Below are 16,789 nucleotides of genomic sequence, written 5' to 3'. Positions count from 1 at the left end.
GCTTCGGCGCTGTCTCGTCCGCAGCAGTCTGGCTGTCTCTGCACCCGGACTGCTGATGGCGCATGGCCGGAGCCCCGGCGGCAAGAGCACGCGGCGGGCCGGCCCTCGGAGGGGGGCGGGGTCAGGATGCTGCGGCTGCGGCGTCCCACAGGCGGCAGTGGTGCTCGGCCCGCAGTGTGGTCGTGGTCGCGTTGCCGCCCTCGGAGGCGGTACGCAGCTGAAGGACCTGGCCCGGTCGGGAGCCCTGCTCCGGCATGGCTTGCTGTCCATGGGCGCGCGGCGGCGAGCCGTGGATGAAGGAGCCCCAGTACGCGGTCATCTGCGTGGACAGGGCGCGCTGTTCGGCGTTGAAGTCGGCGCTGCGGCCGTACGGCTTGAACAGGTAGTTCAGCTCGGCCGCGTGCGTGGCCCCGAAGTCGAAGTCGGCATCGGCTGGGAGGGAGGCGAACAGCGGCGAGGTGCGGTCGGCGAACTCGTACGCGTAGACCCGGCCGCGTTCGGCGAGGCGTGGGTTGACGCGCAGCGCCGGGCAGGCGAAGAGGTGGTCGCCGAAGGCGGCGGCGTACGCGTAGCCGGGCCGGTCGTAGGCGCTGAGCGGGTAGCGGGCCAGGGCCTGGCTGCCGGCCTGCTCGCCGAAGGCTGAGGTGAGGGCCTTGGGGTAGGCGTCGGCGGTCAGCGGGGTGCCCCAGCGGTCGAAGCTGTCGTAGGCGAAGACCAGGCCCTCCTTGCTGTTGGCGCCGTTCATGACGGGGACGCGGGAGGCGCGGCCGGAGGCGAAGGCTTCGGCGGGCTGGAGCGGCAGTTCGCGGCCGCCGACGGTGTAGCGCCAGTTGTCGGGGCCGGTGCCCTGCTGGGCGTCGAGGATCTCCTTGGCGGGCTTGGCTCGCAGACAGTCGGCCGCGGTCGCGGATTCGGTGCAGCCCAGCTTCGTGGCGAAGGCGAGGCCGTCGGCGACGGCCTTCTCGCGGGTGGTGCCCGCGCAGTCCCCGAAGGCGCCGCTTTGGATGATCGCCGCCCGGTACAGGCCGCGGCTGCCCGGGGAGGCGAGCTGGGCGCAGACCGCGCTGCCGCCCGCCGACTCGCCGGCGAGCGTGACCCGGCTGCGGTCACCGCCGAAGTGGCCGATGTTGGCCTGCACCCAGCGCAGCGCCCGCTGCTGGTCGAGCAGGGCGAAGTTGCCGGTGGTACCGGGCACGGTGAGGAAGCCCAGGGCGCCGAGGCGGTAGTTGAGGGTGACGACGACGGTGCCGGTACGGCGGGCGAACTCGTCGGGGACGATGTCGCGGCCCGCGCCACCGATGTTGCCGCCGCCGTGGATCCACACCATGACGGGGAGCTTGGCCGAACCGCGGCCGGTGGCCGGGGCGTAGACGTTGACGTCGAGGCAGTCCTCGGTGGTGTGCCGCTTCTCGAAGCCGGGGGCCCAGTAGGCGTTCTGCGCACAGTAGTTGCCGTACCGGGTGGCGTCCTTCACCCCGCGCCAGTCGCCGGCGGGCCTCGGTGCCCGCCAGCGGAGGTCGCCGGTGGGCGGCTGGGCGTAGGGGATGCCCAGGAACTGGCGGCCCTCGGCAGTGGCCTCGCCGCGCACCCAGCCGTTCTCGGTGCGGACCAGGACGGACTGGTCGGCGGAGTGGCCCGCGGAGTGGGTGGGCTGATCGGCTTGGCTGAGCGAGGGGGCGAGGGCCACGGCGGCGACGGCGAGGGACAGCACGATCCGGCGCGCACGGCGCAGGAGTCTCGCGGGCAGGGGCATAGGGTCTCCTGACGACAGGGGCATGCCCGGATAGGGGGCCGGGCGCCGAGAGCATAGATGCCAAGTGTCATAGGTGACTAGTGTCATAGCGGAGAGGTAGCGAGACGGAAATGAAGTTCGAGCATGTGCTGCTCGGATTCGTGGCGATGCGTCCCTGTACGGGCTACGACCTGAAGCGCTGGCTGGACAGCGAGATGGGCCGGATGATCCGGCTGCGCACCCAGCAGAGCCAGATCTACCGGACGCTGAGCCGCATGTGCGCCGACGGCTGGATCGACTACACCGTGGAGCGCAACGAAGGGCGCCCGGACGCGAAGGTGTACCGCGTCACGGAAGCGGGCGAGCGGGCGCTGCGGGACCGCCTCGCCGAGCCTTACACGCCGTCGCCCGACTTCGGCGATCCCGAGTTCCTCGTCCGCTACACCTTCGCGATCTTCCTGAGCGCTGAGGAGCAGGTGCGTCTCGTCCACACCGAGCTGGAGGCCCGGCGCGCGCAGGTGGAACGGTTCCGTGCCCGGGAGATCCACGAGGAGCCGTGGCTGCCAGGGGTGGACCCTGCACGGATGATGCAGATCCTCGACCACGTCCACGACTACAAGGGCCTCACCCTGGATGCGCACGTGCGCTGGCTGGAGGAGATCCTGGCCGAGCTCACGAGGTGAACGCGGCCCGGATCTCCGCCGCATGAAACGGCCGAGCCCCGAAGCGGCGCGGGGCCGGCCCGAGCCAGAGCGCCTGAGTGACGCCCGACGACTCGTGAAACCGCCCGTCTGGGCACCCCCCCGCCCCGTTGCTGCCGACTGCAACGCGGACGTTCGGCGCTGCAACGCGGACGTTCGGCGCTGCAACACGGGCGCTGCAACACGGGCACTGCAACACGCCTGCGCGTTGCACCCCTGACCTGCACAGACATCGACCCCGGGGCTTCCAGCACGCGTTGCACCCCGTGTTGTACGCCCTTGTCGGCATCCCGACCGGTGTCAGTGGCCGCCCGTAGCCTCCGCCGGGTGAAGGTGGGCACCGAAGACACGAGGCTGCTCGTACTGCGCGGGAACGGTGTCTCCGGCAAGTCGTCCGTCGTGGCCGGCATCCGCGACCGCTTCGGCCGCGGTCTCGCTGGCCCTCGTCGGCCAGGACAATCTCCGGTGGATGGTGCTGCGCGAGTGGTACCGGCCGCTCGACCTCCTGCCCGGCAGCATCGAGATCGTCATCGACGCCGACGGCATCCTGGCGGACGCGGTCGAGCGCCACCACTGTCCTGTGCCAGCGAAGTTGAGCGTGTGCCATCCAAGTTTGAGTGGCCTGGTCACTTACTCATGATTTGGCTTCATCGATCGAAGGTCGGCGGGTTGGTCCGGACGGCGTGCGGCGTGTTCACGGGCGCTGCAGCCACTCGGTGTACCAGGTACGAAAACCGGGGCTCACGGGGACGAAGCCGCCCCAGTCCGTGTCAATTCGCCAGACCTCGCCCGCATGCGGGCCGTTCAGGACCAGCCGGATGTAGATGCCGCAGCCCTCGTCGGCCAGCATGAGCGTGCCCCGGGTCAGCTCATCGGCCGGTGCGCCGGTCCCGCCGGGCAGGGATTCGGTGAGGGGGAACGACTCGGCGAGTCGGCCCGGCAGCCGGTCTTCTTCCCACTCGTCGTCCACGGCCCACTCCTCGCCGGCCTCCGGTCGGGGGGTGGTCAACGGCATCAACCCGTGACCGGGACCGGCGGGGCCGTCGCCCACCTGCGCGACGAAGGACCGGTACTCCGTCGGCAGATCGACGCCGTGGGCTTCCTCGAACGCCCTGATCTCCGTCTCCGGCAACGCAGGCGCCAGCTCGTACCGGTGCGTGTCCGCCCCGAAGCGGTCCCGCCCCGGGTCCCGTGCGGCCATCTCCCGTATCCGAGCGCGCACGCCGCCCTCGTCCCAGCTCTCCATCCAGCGACCGTAACAGTGACGGTCGGCGCCCGGTCCGCCGGCAGCCGCACGCCTGACTCGCGATCGGAGTCCTGAGGAGGACCCCATTGGACCCGCAATCTAGATACGTCTCCCGCTCACGCCGGCAGGACACACCGAGGCCGCGGTCACTACCCACGTGCTTGCATCACAGAAGTTGAGCCAGAACCCGGGTTCTGACGGCACCACCGCGCATGCCTGCTTGGGTCCGACTGGGATTGCTCATGCGAGGGCTGATCGTGCGGTTGCGTGGAACTGCACGTACTCGATGGTCGCGCCGCCGGCGTGCCGGACGGTCAGGTTGCGACCGGTGGGCACCTCGTTGGGACCGTCGAGGACTTCCCCGCCGTGTAGCTCGATGATGTGCAGGACCCACTCGATGGACTCGACGATCGTGGTGGCGTGGGTGCCGCGGTATGGGGCGACGGCTTCCTCGGAGCCCGCGAGAAGCAGATAGCCACCAACGTTCGCGAGGTCCAGGTCGCGATAGGTAAACCGCAATCGTGGTTGCTCTCCGGTCAGTTCGACGAAGGTCTCCGACCTCGGCATCCCACGATCGGCTTTGTCCACCAGTGAAGACAGATGACACTGGTGGTGCACCGATCGAGGAGGCGCCGTGATCGGCAGTCAGGCGATGTTCACGAGGTTCGACGGCGCTCAAGTACTTGCCAAGGCTGGCCTACTGCTGCGCCGGGGCCGCAGCTTCCAGATCCTCGATGCTGCCGGACATGATCGTGCGAATGTGCTCGGTGATGTGCTGGGCCGGCCAGTCCCACCAGGCGACGGCCAGGAGGCGGGCGATGTCCTCGTCGTCGAAGCGACTGCGGATGAGTTTGGCCGGGCGTCCGGAGACGGCATCACGCATGTCCCGTAGGCACCCCGATGAACACCCCGGTGAACACCCCGATGACGCCCCTGTAAAAAAACTTCGGTTTCTCCGCGACGGACGGGGCGGCCTTCCCCGTAGAGCAGATGACGGAGCTGCTCACGGCGAAGGGTGAACCGGATGGGTGTCGAGATCTGCGTGGAAGGGCTGACCAAGTCCTTCGGCGACCAGGTCATCTGGCAGAACGTCTCGCTGAAACTGCCCGCCGGAGAGGTCTCGGTCATGCTGGGCCCCTCGGGCACCGGCAAGTCGGTCTTCCTCAAGAGCCTCGTCGGACTGCTCAAGCCGGAGCGCGGGTCGATCCGCATCGCGGGCACGGACATCACCAAGCTCCGCGAGCACGACCTGTACGAGGTACGGAAGCTGTTCGGCGTGCTGTTCCAGGACGGCGCCCTGTTCGGGTCGATGAATCTCTACGACAACATCGCCTTCCCGCTGCGCGAGCACACCCGTAAGCAGGAGAGCACGATCAGGAAGATCGTGCTTGAGAAGATGGACATGGTCGGTCTGATCGGCGCCGAGGACAAGCTGCCCGGCGAGATATCCGGCGGGATGCGCAAACGGGCCGGTCTGGCGCGGGCCCTGGTGCTCGATCCGGAGATCATTCTCTTCGACGAGCCCGACTCGGGCCTCGATCCGGTACGTGTGGCCTACCTCAACCAGCTGATCGTCGACCTCAACGCGCAGATCGACGCGACCTTCCTGATCGTCACGCACGACATCGCCTCGGCCCGTCAGGTCCCCGACAACATCGGGCTGCTCTTCCGCCGCGAACTGGTGATGTTCGGCCCCCGCGAGCAGCTCCTGACCAGCAATGAGCCGGTCGTACGGCAGTTCCTGAACGGCCGGATGCAGGGGCCGATCGGCATGGCCGAGGAGAAGGACGCCGCCACGATGGCGCGCGAGGCGGTGCACTTCGGCAACGGCGGCGCGGTCGACAGTGTGGGCGTCGCCGAGATGACCCCGCGGCTCCTTCCGGGGCCCGGAATCAACCGCCCGCCCCGCTGGCAGGCGATCGCCGAGCAGGAGGAGGGGCGAGAGGTGAGCGGCGCATGAGTCTGTCACCCAAGGGGGCGCTGCGGCACTCGGGCAGTCTCTTCGCGATGAGCCTGGATGTGCTGCGGACGCTGCCGCGACGCCCGTTCCAGGTGCGGGAGTTCATCCAGCAGTCCTGGTTCATCGCGAGCGTCACGATCCTGCCCACCGCGCTTGTCTCCATCCCGTTCGGGGCGGTGATCGCGCTGCAGATCGGCAGTCTGACCCGGCAGCTGGGCGCGCAGTCGTTCTCGGGCGCCGCCTCGGTGCTCGCGGTGCTTCGGGAGGCCTCGCCGATCGTCACCGCGCTCCTCATCGCGGGGGCGGGCGGCACCGCGATCTGCGCGGATCTCGGGGCGCGCAAGATCCGCGAGGAAATCGATGCGATGCAGGTCCTCGGCATCGACCCGATCCACCGCCTCGTCGTGCCCAGGGTCCTGGCGTCGATGGTCGTCGCGGTGCTGCTCAACGGCCTGGTCTCGGTGGTCGGGGTGGCCGGCGGCTATTTCTTCAACGTGGTCCTGCAGAACGGCACTCCCGGCGCCTATCTGGCCTCGTTCACCACCCTCGCCCAGCTGTCCGACCTCTGGGCGGCGGAGCTCAAGGCCCTGGTCTTCGGCGCCATCGCCGCGATCGTCGCCTCGTACAAGGGGCTCACCGCCAAGGGCGGCCCCAAGGGCGTCGGTGACGCGGTGAACCAGTCCGTGGTCATCACCTTCATGTTGCTGTTCGTGACGAACTTCGTGATGACCGCCGTGTACTTCCAAATCGTCCCGCAGAGAGGGTAGTTGATGCGGCTTCGTGACCGCCCGCTCCGCTCGCTCGAAGAGCTGGGCAGCCAACTGGCCTTCTACGGCCGCTCCCTGGCCTGGACAGGCCGCACCCTGCGCCGCTACAAGAAGGAGATCCTGCGCCTGCTCGCCGAGGTGAGCTTCGGCCGTGGCGCCCTCGCCGTCATCGGCGGCACGGTCGGCGTGATCGCCTTCCTGTCCTTCTTCACCGGCACCGAGGTCGGACTGCAGGGCTACACCGCCCTCAACCAGTTGGGCACCTCCAACTTCGTGGCGTTCCTGTCGGCGTACTTCAACACCCGGGAGATCGCCCCCCTGGTGGCGGGCCTCGCCCTGTCCGCGACGGTCGGGGCCGGGTTCACCGCGCAGCTGGGCGCGATGCGGATCAGCGAGGAGACCGACGCGCTCGAAGTGATGGGCGTCCCCTCGCTGCCGTTCCTGGTGACCACCCGGATGATCGCCGGTTTCGTCGCGGTGATCCCGCTGTATGTGATCGGCCTGCTGTCCTCGTACTTCGCCGCGCGCACCATCACCACCGGCTACTACGGGCAGTCCGCGGGCACCTACGACCACTACTTCCAGCAGTACCTGCCACCGGTGGACGTGCTCTGGTCCTTCGGCAAGGTGATCGTCTTCGCCGTCGTGATCATCCTGGTGCACTGCTACTACGGCTACTACGCGAGCGGCGGTCCGGCCGGGGTCGGCGTCGCGGTCGGCCGTGCGGTGCGCACCTCCATCGTCGCCATCAACGTCCTGGACTTCTTCCTCAGCCTCGCGATCTGGGGCGCCGTCACGACCGTACGAATAGCGGGGTAGGGCAGATGAGAATTCCGCTCCCGCTTGCTTCGCGCGGCGCCAGGCTGCGGCTGTACGGCATCGTGTTCATCGCGGTCATCGCGCTGCTGCTCTCCCTCTCCGTCGCCGTGTACCAGCAGGTGTTCACCTCCGTCGTACGGATCACGCTGCAGGCCGACACCCTGGGCAACCAGCTGGAGCCGCGGGCCGACGTCAAGCTGCGCGGCCTCCTGGTCGGCGAGGTCCGCGAGGTGAGGGCCGACGGTGCGAAGGCGACCCTCGGCATCGCCCTGAAGCCGGAGCACATCGCCCGGATCCCGTCCGATGTCCACGCGCGGCTGCTGCCCAAGACGCTGTTCGGCGAGAAGTACGTCGAGCTGGTGGAGCCCCGTAAGCCGTCGGATCGGCACATCCGCGCGGGTGACGTCGTCACGCAGGACCGCACCACGGTCGGCATCGAGGTGCAGCAGCTGATGAACGATCTGCTGCCGCTCCTTCGCACCGTGCGGCCCGCCGATCTCAACGCGACGCTCTCCGCGTTCGCCACCGCGCTCGACGGACGCGGCGACCGGATCGGCGCCAACCTCACCCGCGTCGAGCGCTATCTGCGTCGCCTCAACCCGCATCTGCCGTCTCTGAAGGAGGACATCACGCGCTTCGCCGACGTCGCCGAGGTGTACGCCGACGCGGCGCCCGACCTGATGAAGATCCTGCGGAACTCCGTCACCACCAGCCGCACCCTCGTGGAGAAGCAGGACCAGCTGGCCGCCGCCCTCACCGCGACCGCCACCGCGGCCGGCACCGGCGAGGAGTTCCTCGACGACAACGGCGAGCGCCTGATCACCCTCGGCCGGGTCTCCCGCCCGACGCTGGCGCTGTTCGCCCGCTATGCGCCCGAGTACCCCTGCCTGCTTGAGGGCCTGGTGCGGCAGGACAAGGCGTCCGAAGAGACCTATCGAGGCGGAAAGATGCATATCACCCTCGAATTCGTCCACCCGCAGCCCGCGTACGAGCCCGGCGAGGAACCGCGGTACGCGGACCGCTCGGGCCCCAACTGCCGCGGGTTGCCCCATCCCCGGGTGCCCGCCGGGGACGACCAGCTCAACGACGGTACGAAGCCCAACAAGGTCGGTGGGCAGTCCGGCGCGGCCACGATGTCCTCGACCGAGGCCGAACAGCGGGCCGTCGGCTCCCTTGTGGCCCCGGTGATGGGGGTGCCGGCGGACCAGGTGCCCCCGGTCGCGACGCTCCTCTTCGGCCCGATGGCGCGCGGAACGGCGGTGAGCGTCGCATGAAGGTGGGACGAGCCACGGAAACCGCGGCGCCTTTGGTGAAGTTCCTGCTGTTCGCGGTGGTGACGGTGGTAGCGACGGCGCTGCTCGCGGCCACCATCGTCAATATCTCCTTCACCCCGGAGCACTCCTACCGCGCGGTGTTCAGCGATGTCACCAGCCTGGAGGAGGGCGACGACATCAGGGTCGCCGGGGTGCGGGTCGGCGAGGTCGAGGGCATCCGGATCAAGGACCGGACCCGAGCCGAGGTCACCTTCACCGTCACCCAGGACCGGCCGCTGTTCACCAGCACCGGCGCCGTCATCCGCTACCGGAGCCTGGTCGGGCAGCGCTACATCGCGCTGACCGAGGGCGCGGGCGGCAACACACCGCTGCGGCCCGGCGGCCAGATCCCGCTGTCCCGGACCCAGCCCGCGCTCGATCTGAACGCGCTGCTCGCCGGGTTCAAGCCGCTGTTCGCCGCGCTGAGCCCCAAGGACGTGAACCAGCTCGCCGCCGAGATCATCAAGACGCTGCAGGGCGAGGGCGGCACGGTCAACAGCCTCCTGGCCCACACGGCGTCGCTCACCACCACCCTGGCCGGCCGCGACAAGCTCATCGGCTCCGTGATCGACAACCTCAACGAGGTGCTCACGACCCTGGACAAGCGCGGCGCCCGATTCTCCTCACTGCTCAAGCAGTTGCAGCGGCTTGTCTCCGGACTGTCCGCGGACCGTAAGCCGATCGGCGACTCGCTGGTGAACATCGGGCGCCTGACCGAGGCCACCTCGGGCCTGATCGATGAGGCACGGCCCCCGCTGCGGGACGACATCAAGGAGCTGGGCGAGCTCACCGGAACGCTGAACGACAACGAGAAGACCGTGGAGGGCGTGCTGAAGCGGCTGCCGAACAAGCTCAACAAGTTGACCCGGACCGCGTCCTACGGCTCCTGGTTCAACTTCTACCTCTGTGACTTCGACGGCCGGGTCGTGCTGCCGAAGACCAAGGAGGTGCTCAATCCCGAGCTGCATGTGGCACGGGCGAGGTGTGGCGGATGAGGCTGCGTGTGCCGCGCATACCGCGGCTGTCCCTGCAACGGCTGTCCCCGCGCCGGATACGGCTGTCCCCGCAACGGCCAGGGAGACGTGGGCGGATGACCCCGTTCCGTGAGCGGAACCCGGTGGTCATCGGTGTCGTGGGTCTCACCACCCTCGGCCTCATGACCGCCGCCGCGTTCAACGCCGACAGCCTGCCGCTGATCGGCAACGGCGAGACGTACAGCGCGGCCTTCTCGGAGGCGGGCGGGCTCAAGCCGGGCGACGAGGTACGGATCGCCGGGGTGAAGGTCGGCAAGATCGACGAGGTCGACCTGGACGGCGACCATGTGAAGGTCACCTTCAAGGTCAAGGGCGAGCCGGAGTTCGGCACCAGGACCGGCGCGTCCATCCGGATCAAGACGATTCTGGGCTCGAAGTACATGGCCCTGGAGCCCAAGGGGTCAGGGCAGTTGAAGCCGGGCACCGAGATCCCGGTGGACCGGACGACACCCGCGTACGACGTCGTGACCGCGTTCAGTGATCTGACCACCACCACGGAGAAGGTCGACACCGACCAGCTCGCCAAGGCCATGGACACCATCTCCACCACCTTCGAGGACTCACCCGCCGAGGTGAAGGCGTCCATCGAGGGCCTGTCGAAGATCTCCCACACGGTCGCATCGCGCGACAAGGAGCTGCGCGAACTCCTCGACCATGCCAACGGGGTCACCAAGGTGCTCGCCGACCGCTCCGGCGAGTTCTCCACCCTGGTCAAAGACGCCGACAAACTGCTCACCGAGATCGCCAAGCGCCGGGCGGCGATCCGCACCCTCCTCAAGAGCTCGGCCACGCTCGGCGTCGAGCTCTCGGGCCTGGTGGCGGACAACCGCAAGGAGATCGGCCCGGCGCTCAAGGGCCTGAACTCAGTGGTCTCGATGCTGGAGCGCAACCACTCCAGCCTCGAACGCAGCGTCCAGCTGCTCGCACCCTATGTACGGCTCTTTACCAACACCCTCGGCAACGGCCGCTGGTTCGACAGCTATATCCAGAACCTGGTCGCCGCCCCGGTGGTCCCGCGGACGGGAGACTCGCGATGAGCAAGCACGCACGACTCCTGCGGCGGACGGCTCTGGTGACCGCTTCGGCCCTGGTGGCCACGCTCACCGTGGTGCTCTGGCCGCGCAGTGAACCGGTGCGCGTCACCGCGTACTTCCCGCGCACCGTCGGCATCTATCCCGGTTCGGACGTCCGGGTGCTCGGTGTCCGGATCGGCGAGGTCAAGGAGATCGCCACGGAGGGCGAGCGGGTGCGGGTGACCCTTGAGTACGAGGACGAGCGCAAGGTCCCCGCCGACGCCAAGGCCGCGATCATCAACTCCTCGGTGGTCAGCGACCGCTATCTCCAGCTCCTTCCGGTGTACCGCAAGGGCCCGGCGATGCGGAGCGGCGATGTCATTCCGCAGAGCCGTACCGCCGTACCGGTCGAGCTGGACCGCGTCTTCGACAGTCTGCACACCACGTCGGAGGCGCTCGGCCCGCGCGGCGCCAACAAGAAGGGCTCGCTGTCCCGGCTGCTCGGGGTGAGCGCGGACAACCTCGGAGGTCAGGGCGAGAAGCTGCATCAAACCGTGGAGGACCTCTCCTTGGCCGTCACCACCCTCTCCGACGGCAGGGGCGACCTGTTCGGCACCGTACGAAACCTGCAGCTGTTCACGGCCATGCTCGCCACGGACGACAAGAGCGTGCGGTCGTTCAACGCCAGCCTGGCGCAGGTGGCCGACCAGCTCGCCGGAGAGCGCGAGGACCTTGGGGCCGCGCTGAAGCACCTGGGCGTCGCACTCGCCGATGTGCAGGCGTTCGTCAAGGAGAACAAGAAGTCGCTGACCTCCAATGTGAACGGGCTCAGCAAGGTCACCAAGGTGCTTGTCACCCAGCAGGCCGCGCTCGCCGAGATCCTGGAGACCACGCCGGCCGGCCTGTCGAACCTGCAGAACGCCTACAACCCGAGCTCGGGCACCCTCGACACCCGTAACAACGCCGAACAGGCACAGGACCCGGCCGCGCTGCTTTGCTCGCTGCTCGGCACCACCGGTGAGAAGCAGGCCGCGGAGTGCAAGGACCTGAGGGAACTCTTCGACTCGCTGCCCAAGTTGCCGCAGGCACAAGGGGTTTCGGGCGCGGAGCCGAGCGACAAGACCCTCGGCGGAATCCTGGAGGCCGGGGTATGAGCGCGCTGCACAAGGGCGGGACGGCCGCCTGGGCCGCGATCGGTTCGCTGCTGCTGGTCGGCTGTGAGTTCAACGGTCTGTACGACGTCGAACTGCCCGGCGGCGCCGCCAAGGACGCGGGCGCCTACCGGGTCACGGTCGAGTTCCGGGACGTACTCGACCTGGTGCCGCAGTCGACCGTGAAGGTCAACAACGTCACCGTGGGCTCGGTCGAGAAGGTGGAGCTTGACGGCTGGCACGCCAAGGTACGGCTGCGGGTCGCCGGTTCGGTGAAGCTGCCCGGCAACGCGGTCGCCGGTCTGCGGCAGACCAGCATGCTCGGCGAGAAATACGTGGCCCTGTCCGCCCCACCGGACAGCGCCCCCGTCGGCAGGCTCAAGGACGGTGCGCGCATTCCGCTGTCCCGCAGCGGCCGCAACCCGGAGATCGAAGAAGTCCTCTCCGCGCTGTCTGCGCTGCTCAACGGAGGCGGTGTGGCCCAGCTCAAGACGATCACCACGGAGCTCAACAAGGCCCTGGACGGCCGAGAGAACCGGGTCAAGGCGCTGCTGAAAGAGCTGGACACGTTCGTCGGCGGTCTCGACGGCCAGCGCACGGAGATCGTGCGGGCGCTCAAGGGCATCGACCGCCTTGCCAAGCGCCTCAAGAACGAGAAGAAGACGATCGGCGACGCCGTCGACACCGTGCCGCCCGCCCTCAAGGTGCTCGCCGACCAGCGCCGCGATCTGACGAAAATGCTCACGTCGCTGTCGAAACTCGGCAGGACGGGCACAAAGGTGATCGACGCCTCGCGCTCCGACGTGATCGCCAATCTGAAGCAACTGCGCCCGATCCTGGAGCAGTTGAACAAGGCGGGCGACGATCTGCCGAACTCCCTGGAGCTGCTGACGACCTATCCCTTCCCGCGCGGCGTCACCGACGCCATCAAGGGCGACTACGTCAACCTCAAGATCACCGCCGATCTTGATCTGGCGAGCATCTACGGCAATCTCGCCGACGACCCCAAGAAGCCGGACGGCTCGGACAAGCCCGGGCTGCCCAAGGTGCCCAAGACACCGAAGCTGCCGGACGTCCCCGGCGCTTCGGACGCCCCCGAGATCCCCGAGCTGCCCGACGCCCCCAAGCTGCCGGCCACCCCCGACGACCCGGCGGACCCGGGTGACGACGGCGAGCAGCTGTGCCCGCCGGTGTGCACCGGCCAGTACGTCGCGTACGGGAACGGAGACGCCGAGGGCTATCCGCCCGGGATCAACTTGGTTCTGGCCGAGCTCCTGCTGAGGGGGATCTACTCGTGATCACACGTACGGTCAAGATCCAACTGCTCGCGTTCGCCACCGTCACCGCCGTGGGCGTGAGTTACGTCGGCGCGCAGTACACCGGCATCGGCGACGCCCTCCTCGACCGCGGTTACACCGTGCGCGCCGAGTTCGCCGAGTCCGGGGGCATCTTCCAGGGGGCCGAGGTCACCTATCGCGGGGTGCCCGTGGGCCGGGTCGGGCAGCTCGAACTCGTCGGCTCCGGCGGGGTGTCGGTGGCGCTCGACATCGAGGACGGGGCGCGGATTCCGGCGGACACGCTTGCGGTGGTGGCGCACCGTTCGGCGGTCGGTGAGCAGTACGTCGATCTGCAGCCGCGCACCGACTCCGGGCCGCTCCTTAAGGACGGCAGCACGATCGCCCGCGGTGACACCCGGGTGCCGCTGGCCACCACGGACCTCGTCCTCAGCGTGGACCGCCTGGTCAACTCCGTCGGCAAGGAGGATCTACGGGTCACGGTCGACGAACTGGGCAAGGCCTTCAAGGGGACGGGGCCGCACCTCGGCCGACTGGTGGACTCGGGCAATGAGCTGGTCGAGTCGGCCTCCGGCTCGCTCCCCGAGACGATCAAGCTGATCGAGGACTCGCGCACGGTCCTCAAGACCCAGTCGGAGCAAGGCTCGGCGATCAAGTCGTTCTCCAGTGACCTGGCCGATCTGACCGATGAACTCAAGTCCCGTGACGGGGACATCCGCAGGCTGATCGGGTCGAGCGCGCCCGCCGCGCACGAGGTGGACACGCTGCTCAAGGCGAACCGGACCCAGCTGCCGGTACTCCTCGGGAATCTGATCAGCGGCGGCCAGATCACAGTGGCACGGCTGCCCGGAGTGGAACAGGCCCTGGTCACCTTCCCCTTGACCGTCGCGGGCAGCTACACCGTGGTGCCGGGCGACGGCACCACCCACTTCGGCATGGTCGCGGGCAAGGACGAACCGGCGCCCTGCCGCCAGGGGTACGGCACCCAGCGGCGCGACCCCGCGGACACCAGCGACCGCCCGGCCAACACCGGCGCACGCTGCACGGCACCACGCGGCGGCGACACCTCGGTGCGCGGCGCGCAGAACGCCCCCGGCGCCTCGGCCCGCTCCGGCGGGGCGGACCGGGCGGCGTACGTCACCCCGTATGACCCGGACACCGGCACCGCCGTCGGACCGGACGGAACGCCCGTCGAGATCGGCTCGACGGGCGGCGAACAGAACGCGTTCGGAAAGGACTCATGGCAATGGCTGCTCGTAGGACCGATGGCATGAACGAGCGTAGCGAGCGAATCATGGAAAGGTGCGCGCCTCGCGAATGCGAGGCCGAGCGAAGCGAGGCTTCGGCATGAGCGGGGGTCTGACCTCCCGCCCGGTCGGGGGCCCGAGCTCCCGCCCCGTACGGGCGCTGCGCCGCCTCGGCGCCAGACTCGCGGGCGCCGCCCGCGGCGGCCGTGCCATGGCCGCGGGACTCGCCGTGGCCACCGCCGTGACGACGGCGCTTGCCGTCTGGCTCGGCATCCAGGCGTACGAGCAGCGCGCGGCGGAGCAGCGGCACCAGGACATCCTGGCCGCGGCCAGACAGTCGGCCCTCAACTTCACCTCGCTCGACTACCGGCACTACGAGCGGGACAGCAAGAACGTGCTCAAGGGCGCGACCGGTGACTTCAAGAAGCAGTTCACGGCACAGACCGCACAGCTGACGAAGCTGGTCGCCAAGAACAAATCGGTCTCCAAGGGGCAGGTCCTCGAAGCGGGCATCACCCAGGCCGACGAGGACTCCGCCCGTGTCCTGGTGGTCGCCGACAGCAAGGTGACCAACACCGCCGCCCCCGATGGCCAGGCCCGCACCTACCGGCTGCAGCTGGACCTCGAGCTCAAGAACGGCAGCTGGCTGACGTCCGGCGTCGAATTCGTCGGCTGACCGCACCACCCCGTAAAGCGCATGACCCCGCCGTAAGGAGAGACACCGTGGCGAACACCAGCACCCGAGTCCGCGGCACCGGACCTGGCTCACCGGGCCGGCGCTCCTTGACCGCGGCCGCCCGCGCCGCAGCCAAGCGGGCCGACGGCAGCCGTTCTGGGGCGCAGCACGCGCTCGACGGCGTACCCGAGGATCTGGTCAACGACCTGACGGGGCTGCCGCCCGTCGAGAAGGCAGTTGGGAAGGTCCTGCTCGCGAAGGCGGAGTCCGATCCCAGGCCGGACCCGGAGAACCCGGACAACGAGTCCCAGGACCCTCAGACGCCGGACCCAGAGGCCCTGGACCAAAAGGCCCCGCCCCGCGGGCGCCGGCGCGCACGGCTGAGCGCCGTCCTTGCCCTCCTGACCGCGGCGGGCCTCGTCGCGGTCGCGGTGCTCGGGTGGCACTACCGGGACGGCCGCCAGGTCGAGGAGGCGCGGGCGCAGGCCCTCGCGGCCGCGCAGAAGGCGGCGCCCGTCGTCCTGTCGTACGACTACCGGCATCTGGACCGGGATTTCGCCGCGGCGCGCGGCCATCTCACGGGCTCCTTCCGCGACGAGTACGTCAGGACGACCAAGGCGGTGGTCGCGCCGACCGCGAAGAAGTACAAGGGGGTGGTGAAGGCCTCCGTGGTCGCGCCGCCCGACGGCGGTGCCCCGGCGGCCTCGGTGGCGTCGGCGTCGGCGGACAGCGCCGTTGTGCTGCTCTTCGTCAACCAGGTCACCAAGAGCACGCAGGTCTCCGGCTCGCGCATGGATCTGAACCGGGTCCGGATGACCCTCACGCGTACGACGGACGGCTGGAAGGTGAGCGCCGTCGACGCGCTGTAGCCGGGCCTGTCACCGACCTATCACCCGACCTGTCACCGACCCGTCACCAGTAACGGTCCACTTCGAGAGCGCCTCGGTGACGGCAGATAAGCCTGCGTTCGCCACGCGGGTGCGGCGCACCCGGCCCGGTCGGCGGATCCCCGCTGGTCGGGAACGCTGACGTTCCTCGTCCTTCACCAGGGCGTGCTGATCACCGTCGACGAGAACACCTTTCCCGGCTTCCACCCCGAACTCTTCCGTGCAGCCGGGAAGGGCGGGGCTTTGGGCTGTACCGGATGATCGCCCAAGCAGTCGACGAATGCCGCATCCGCCCCCAGCCGATGAGCCAGCACTGACCGCGCCACCCGCACGCCAGGGCTGCCACTACGCGGCTCCTGTGGCGGCCACTCTAGCCTCACACGTCCGTAGAGAGGCGGCCTCGGACGCGCCTACAGCTGCCGGGGGAGGTGCCATGGCGGAGACGGTCGGCACGGCCGATTGAGACACGCTCCGTGTCCCGCTAAGCATGTTGCGTATTGCGCGGAACGATGCTGACAGTTCGCTGACCTCTCAGCTCGAACTCTGCCCCATCCTGCGATCATTTCGCGGCGCCAGTGCGAGCGCAGATTTGCCAATACAGTAGAATTTCAATGGTGTTGATACGCTTCTAGGGGAGTGCGAAGAGTATTGCGGGTCTCGCTAATTTCTAATTAGGGAATTAGCGGGGACATGGACTACATGTGTTCCCTGCCGGCGCGGGGGTGATCCATCTGGAACATGTCGCAGGGCCTGCATATGTTCGTGCTCCCCGCCGACGTGGGGGCGCTGGCCAGAATCCGGGCGCGTTTGGCTAATGCGAGCTCGCCCGCAGACGGTGGACTGCTGCAGGGCGCAGCGGTTAAGCGCATCCTCAGGCCAGCACCTCCGTCAGCGACCAGCCGGGCTTGCAGCCTCCAGCCGGAACGCTGGTCCATCTTCGGCAGCCAC

The 16,789-nt window shown here is 68.8% G+C and carries 16 protein-coding genes and 2 pseudogenes; 14 read left to right on the top strand and 4 right to left on the bottom strand.

Going from position 1 to position 16,789, the window contains the following annotated elements; translation table 11 throughout:
- Positions 1-121: 121 nt before the first annotated feature.
- Positions 122-1,753: a carboxylesterase family protein gene (locus tag AB0I10_RS36695; RefSeq protein WP_363157080.1), complete on the bottom strand. Its 1,632-nt coding sequence runs from the start codon at positions 1,751-1,753 to the stop codon at positions 122-124.
- Positions 1,754-1,863: 110 nt separating this feature from the next.
- Between AB0I10_RS36695 and AB0I10_RS36690 the strand changes: the two genes are divergently transcribed.
- The 3 genes and pseudogenes from AB0I10_RS36690 to AB0I10_RS36680 all read left to right on the top strand — a co-directional run bounded on the left by AB0I10_RS36690 (position 1,864) and on the right by AB0I10_RS36680 (position 3,073).
- Entirely contained in the window at positions 1,864-2,415 is a 552-nt protein-coding gene (locus AB0I10_RS36690; RefSeq protein ID WP_363157079.1) for a PadR family transcriptional regulator, read from the top strand.
- A 315-nt stretch (positions 2,416-2,730) separates the two neighbouring features.
- Positions 2,731-2,929 (top strand): annotated as a pseudogene (locus AB0I10_RS36685) (kinase); the annotation flags it as partial.
- The gene (locus AB0I10_RS36680) at positions 2,903-3,073 is read left to right on the top strand and encodes a hypothetical protein (protein ID WP_363157081.1); all 171 of its coding nucleotides are present in this window, start codon (positions 2,903-2,905) and stop codon (positions 3,071-3,073) included. The pseudogene AB0I10_RS36685 and the gene AB0I10_RS36680, both read left to right, overlap by 27 nt.
- Before the next feature lie 54 nt (positions 3,074-3,127).
- Here AB0I10_RS36680 and AB0I10_RS36675 read toward each other — a convergent pair whose 3' ends face one another.
- The 3 genes and pseudogenes from AB0I10_RS36675 to AB0I10_RS36665 form a co-directional block, all read right to left on the bottom strand.
- Positions 3,128-3,679 (bottom strand): SMI1/KNR4 family protein, encoded by a 552-nt coding sequence (locus tag AB0I10_RS36675; protein ID WP_363157078.1) that lies wholly within the window; start codon positions 3,677-3,679, stop codon positions 3,128-3,130.
- Positions 3,680-3,919: 240 nt separating this feature from the next.
- Positions 3,920-4,246, bottom strand: a complete 327-nt coding sequence (locus AB0I10_RS36670) for a hypothetical protein (RefSeq protein ID WP_363157077.1) — start codon at positions 4,244-4,246, stop codon at positions 3,920-3,922.
- Positions 4,247-4,376: 130 nt separating this feature from the next.
- Positions 4,377-4,538 (bottom strand): annotated as a pseudogene (locus AB0I10_RS36665) (antibiotic acetyltransferase); the annotation flags it as partial.
- A 165-nt stretch (positions 4,539-4,703) separates the two neighbouring features.
- Between AB0I10_RS36665 and AB0I10_RS36660 the strand changes: the two are divergent.
- The 11 genes from AB0I10_RS36660 (at position 4,704) to AB0I10_RS36610 (ending at position 15,823) form a co-directional block, all read left to right on the top strand.
- Entirely contained in the window at positions 4,704-5,639 is a 936-nt protein-coding gene (locus AB0I10_RS36660) for an ABC transporter ATP-binding protein (protein WP_363157076.1), read from the top strand.
- The gene (locus tag AB0I10_RS36655) at positions 5,636-6,406 is read left to right on the top strand and encodes an ABC transporter permease (RefSeq protein WP_363157075.1); all 771 of its coding nucleotides are present in this window, start codon (positions 5,636-5,638) and stop codon (positions 6,404-6,406) included. Before AB0I10_RS36660 ends, AB0I10_RS36655 begins: the two co-directional genes overlap by 4 nt.
- 3 nt (positions 6,407-6,409) lie before the next feature.
- The gene (locus tag AB0I10_RS36650) at positions 6,410-7,225 is read left to right on the top strand and encodes an ABC transporter permease (RefSeq protein WP_363157074.1); all 816 of its coding nucleotides are present in this window, start codon (positions 6,410-6,412) and stop codon (positions 7,223-7,225) included.
- Positions 7,226-7,230: 5 nt separating this feature from the next.
- The gene (locus AB0I10_RS36645) at positions 7,231-8,499 is read left to right on the top strand and encodes an MCE family protein (RefSeq protein ID WP_363157073.1); all 1,269 of its coding nucleotides are present in this window, start codon (positions 7,231-7,233) and stop codon (positions 8,497-8,499) included.
- Positions 8,496-9,533: an MlaD family protein gene (locus AB0I10_RS36640; RefSeq protein WP_363157072.1), complete on the top strand. Its 1,038-nt coding sequence runs from the start codon at positions 8,496-8,498 to the stop codon at positions 9,531-9,533. Before AB0I10_RS36645 ends, AB0I10_RS36640 begins: the two co-directional genes overlap by 4 nt.
- A gap of 95 nt (positions 9,534-9,628) precedes the next feature.
- Positions 9,629-10,609, top strand: coding sequence for an MCE family protein (locus tag AB0I10_RS36635; protein WP_363157071.1), 981 nt, complete (start codon positions 9,629-9,631; stop codon positions 10,607-10,609).
- Positions 10,606-11,739, top strand: a complete 1,134-nt coding sequence (locus tag AB0I10_RS36630) for an MCE family protein (protein WP_363157070.1) — start codon at positions 10,606-10,608, stop codon at positions 11,737-11,739. Before AB0I10_RS36635 ends, AB0I10_RS36630 begins: the two co-directional genes overlap by 4 nt.
- Positions 11,736-13,034, top strand: coding sequence for an MCE family protein (locus tag AB0I10_RS36625; RefSeq protein WP_363157069.1), 1,299 nt, complete (start codon positions 11,736-11,738; stop codon positions 13,032-13,034). The genes AB0I10_RS36630 and AB0I10_RS36625 overlap by 4 nt, the downstream gene beginning before the upstream one ends.
- Positions 13,031-14,305, top strand: coding sequence for an MlaD family protein (locus tag AB0I10_RS36620; protein ID WP_363157068.1), 1,275 nt, complete (start codon positions 13,031-13,033; stop codon positions 14,303-14,305). Before AB0I10_RS36625 ends, AB0I10_RS36620 begins: the two co-directional genes overlap by 4 nt.
- A gap of 73 nt (positions 14,306-14,378) precedes the next feature.
- Positions 14,379-14,954, top strand: a complete 576-nt coding sequence (locus tag AB0I10_RS36615; protein WP_363157067.1) for a hypothetical protein — start codon at positions 14,379-14,381, stop codon at positions 14,952-14,954.
- A 47-nt stretch (positions 14,955-15,001) separates the two neighbouring features.
- Positions 15,002-15,823 carry a hypothetical protein gene (locus tag AB0I10_RS36610; protein WP_363157066.1) on the top strand — a complete coding sequence of 274 codons (822 nt, stop codon included), beginning with the start codon at positions 15,002-15,004 and terminating at the stop codon, positions 15,821-15,823.
- Positions 15,824-16,789: the final 966 nt, after the last annotated feature.

The sequence above is a fragment of the Streptomyces sp. NPDC050636 genome (assembly GCF_040654775.1).
GTDB lineage: Bacteria > Actinomycetota > Actinomycetes > Streptomycetales > Streptomycetaceae > Streptomyces.
The sequence above is the reverse complement of the archived record's forward strand: the minus strand, read 5'-3'. Positions and strand labels throughout refer to the sequence as shown.

What these genes read in the sequence shown, in the direction of transcription:
- AB0I10_RS36695 (WP_363157080.1), bottom strand. Translation starts at nt 1,753, where the DNA reads ATGCCCCTGCCCGCGAGACTCCTGCGCCGTGCGCGCCGGATCGTGCTG.
- AB0I10_RS36690 (WP_363157079.1), top strand. Translation starts at nt 1,864, where the DNA reads ATGAAGTTCGAGCATGTGCTGCTCGGATTCGTGGCGATGCGTCCCTGT.
- AB0I10_RS36680 (WP_363157081.1), top strand. Translation starts at nt 2,903, where the DNA reads ATGGTGCTGCGCGAGTGGTACCGGCCGCTCGACCTCCTGCCCGGCAGC.
- AB0I10_RS36675 (WP_363157078.1), bottom strand. Translation starts at nt 3,679, where the DNA reads ATGGAGAGCTGGGACGAGGGCGGCGTGCGCGCTCGGATACGGGAGATG.
- AB0I10_RS36670 (WP_363157077.1), bottom strand. Translation starts at nt 4,246, where the DNA reads ATGCCGAGGTCGGAGACCTTCGTCGAACTGACCGGAGAGCAACCACGA.
- AB0I10_RS36660 (WP_363157076.1), top strand. Translation starts at nt 4,704, where the DNA reads ATGGGTGTCGAGATCTGCGTGGAAGGGCTGACCAAGTCCTTCGGCGAC.
- AB0I10_RS36655 (WP_363157075.1), top strand. Translation starts at nt 5,636, where the DNA reads ATGAGTCTGTCACCCAAGGGGGCGCTGCGGCACTCGGGCAGTCTCTTC.
- AB0I10_RS36650 (WP_363157074.1), top strand. Translation starts at nt 6,410, where the DNA reads ATGCGGCTTCGTGACCGCCCGCTCCGCTCGCTCGAAGAGCTGGGCAGC.
- AB0I10_RS36645 (WP_363157073.1), top strand. Translation starts at nt 7,231, where the DNA reads ATGAGAATTCCGCTCCCGCTTGCTTCGCGCGGCGCCAGGCTGCGGCTG.
- AB0I10_RS36640 (WP_363157072.1), top strand. Translation starts at nt 8,496, where the DNA reads ATGAAGGTGGGACGAGCCACGGAAACCGCGGCGCCTTTGGTGAAGTTC.
- AB0I10_RS36635 (WP_363157071.1), top strand. Translation starts at nt 9,629, where the DNA reads ATGACCCCGTTCCGTGAGCGGAACCCGGTGGTCATCGGTGTCGTGGGT.
- AB0I10_RS36630 (WP_363157070.1), top strand. Translation starts at nt 10,606, where the DNA reads ATGAGCAAGCACGCACGACTCCTGCGGCGGACGGCTCTGGTGACCGCT.
- AB0I10_RS36625 (WP_363157069.1), top strand. Translation starts at nt 11,736, where the DNA reads ATGAGCGCGCTGCACAAGGGCGGGACGGCCGCCTGGGCCGCGATCGGT.
- AB0I10_RS36615 (WP_363157067.1), top strand. Translation starts at nt 14,379, where the DNA reads ATGAGCGGGGGTCTGACCTCCCGCCCGGTCGGGGGCCCGAGCTCCCGC.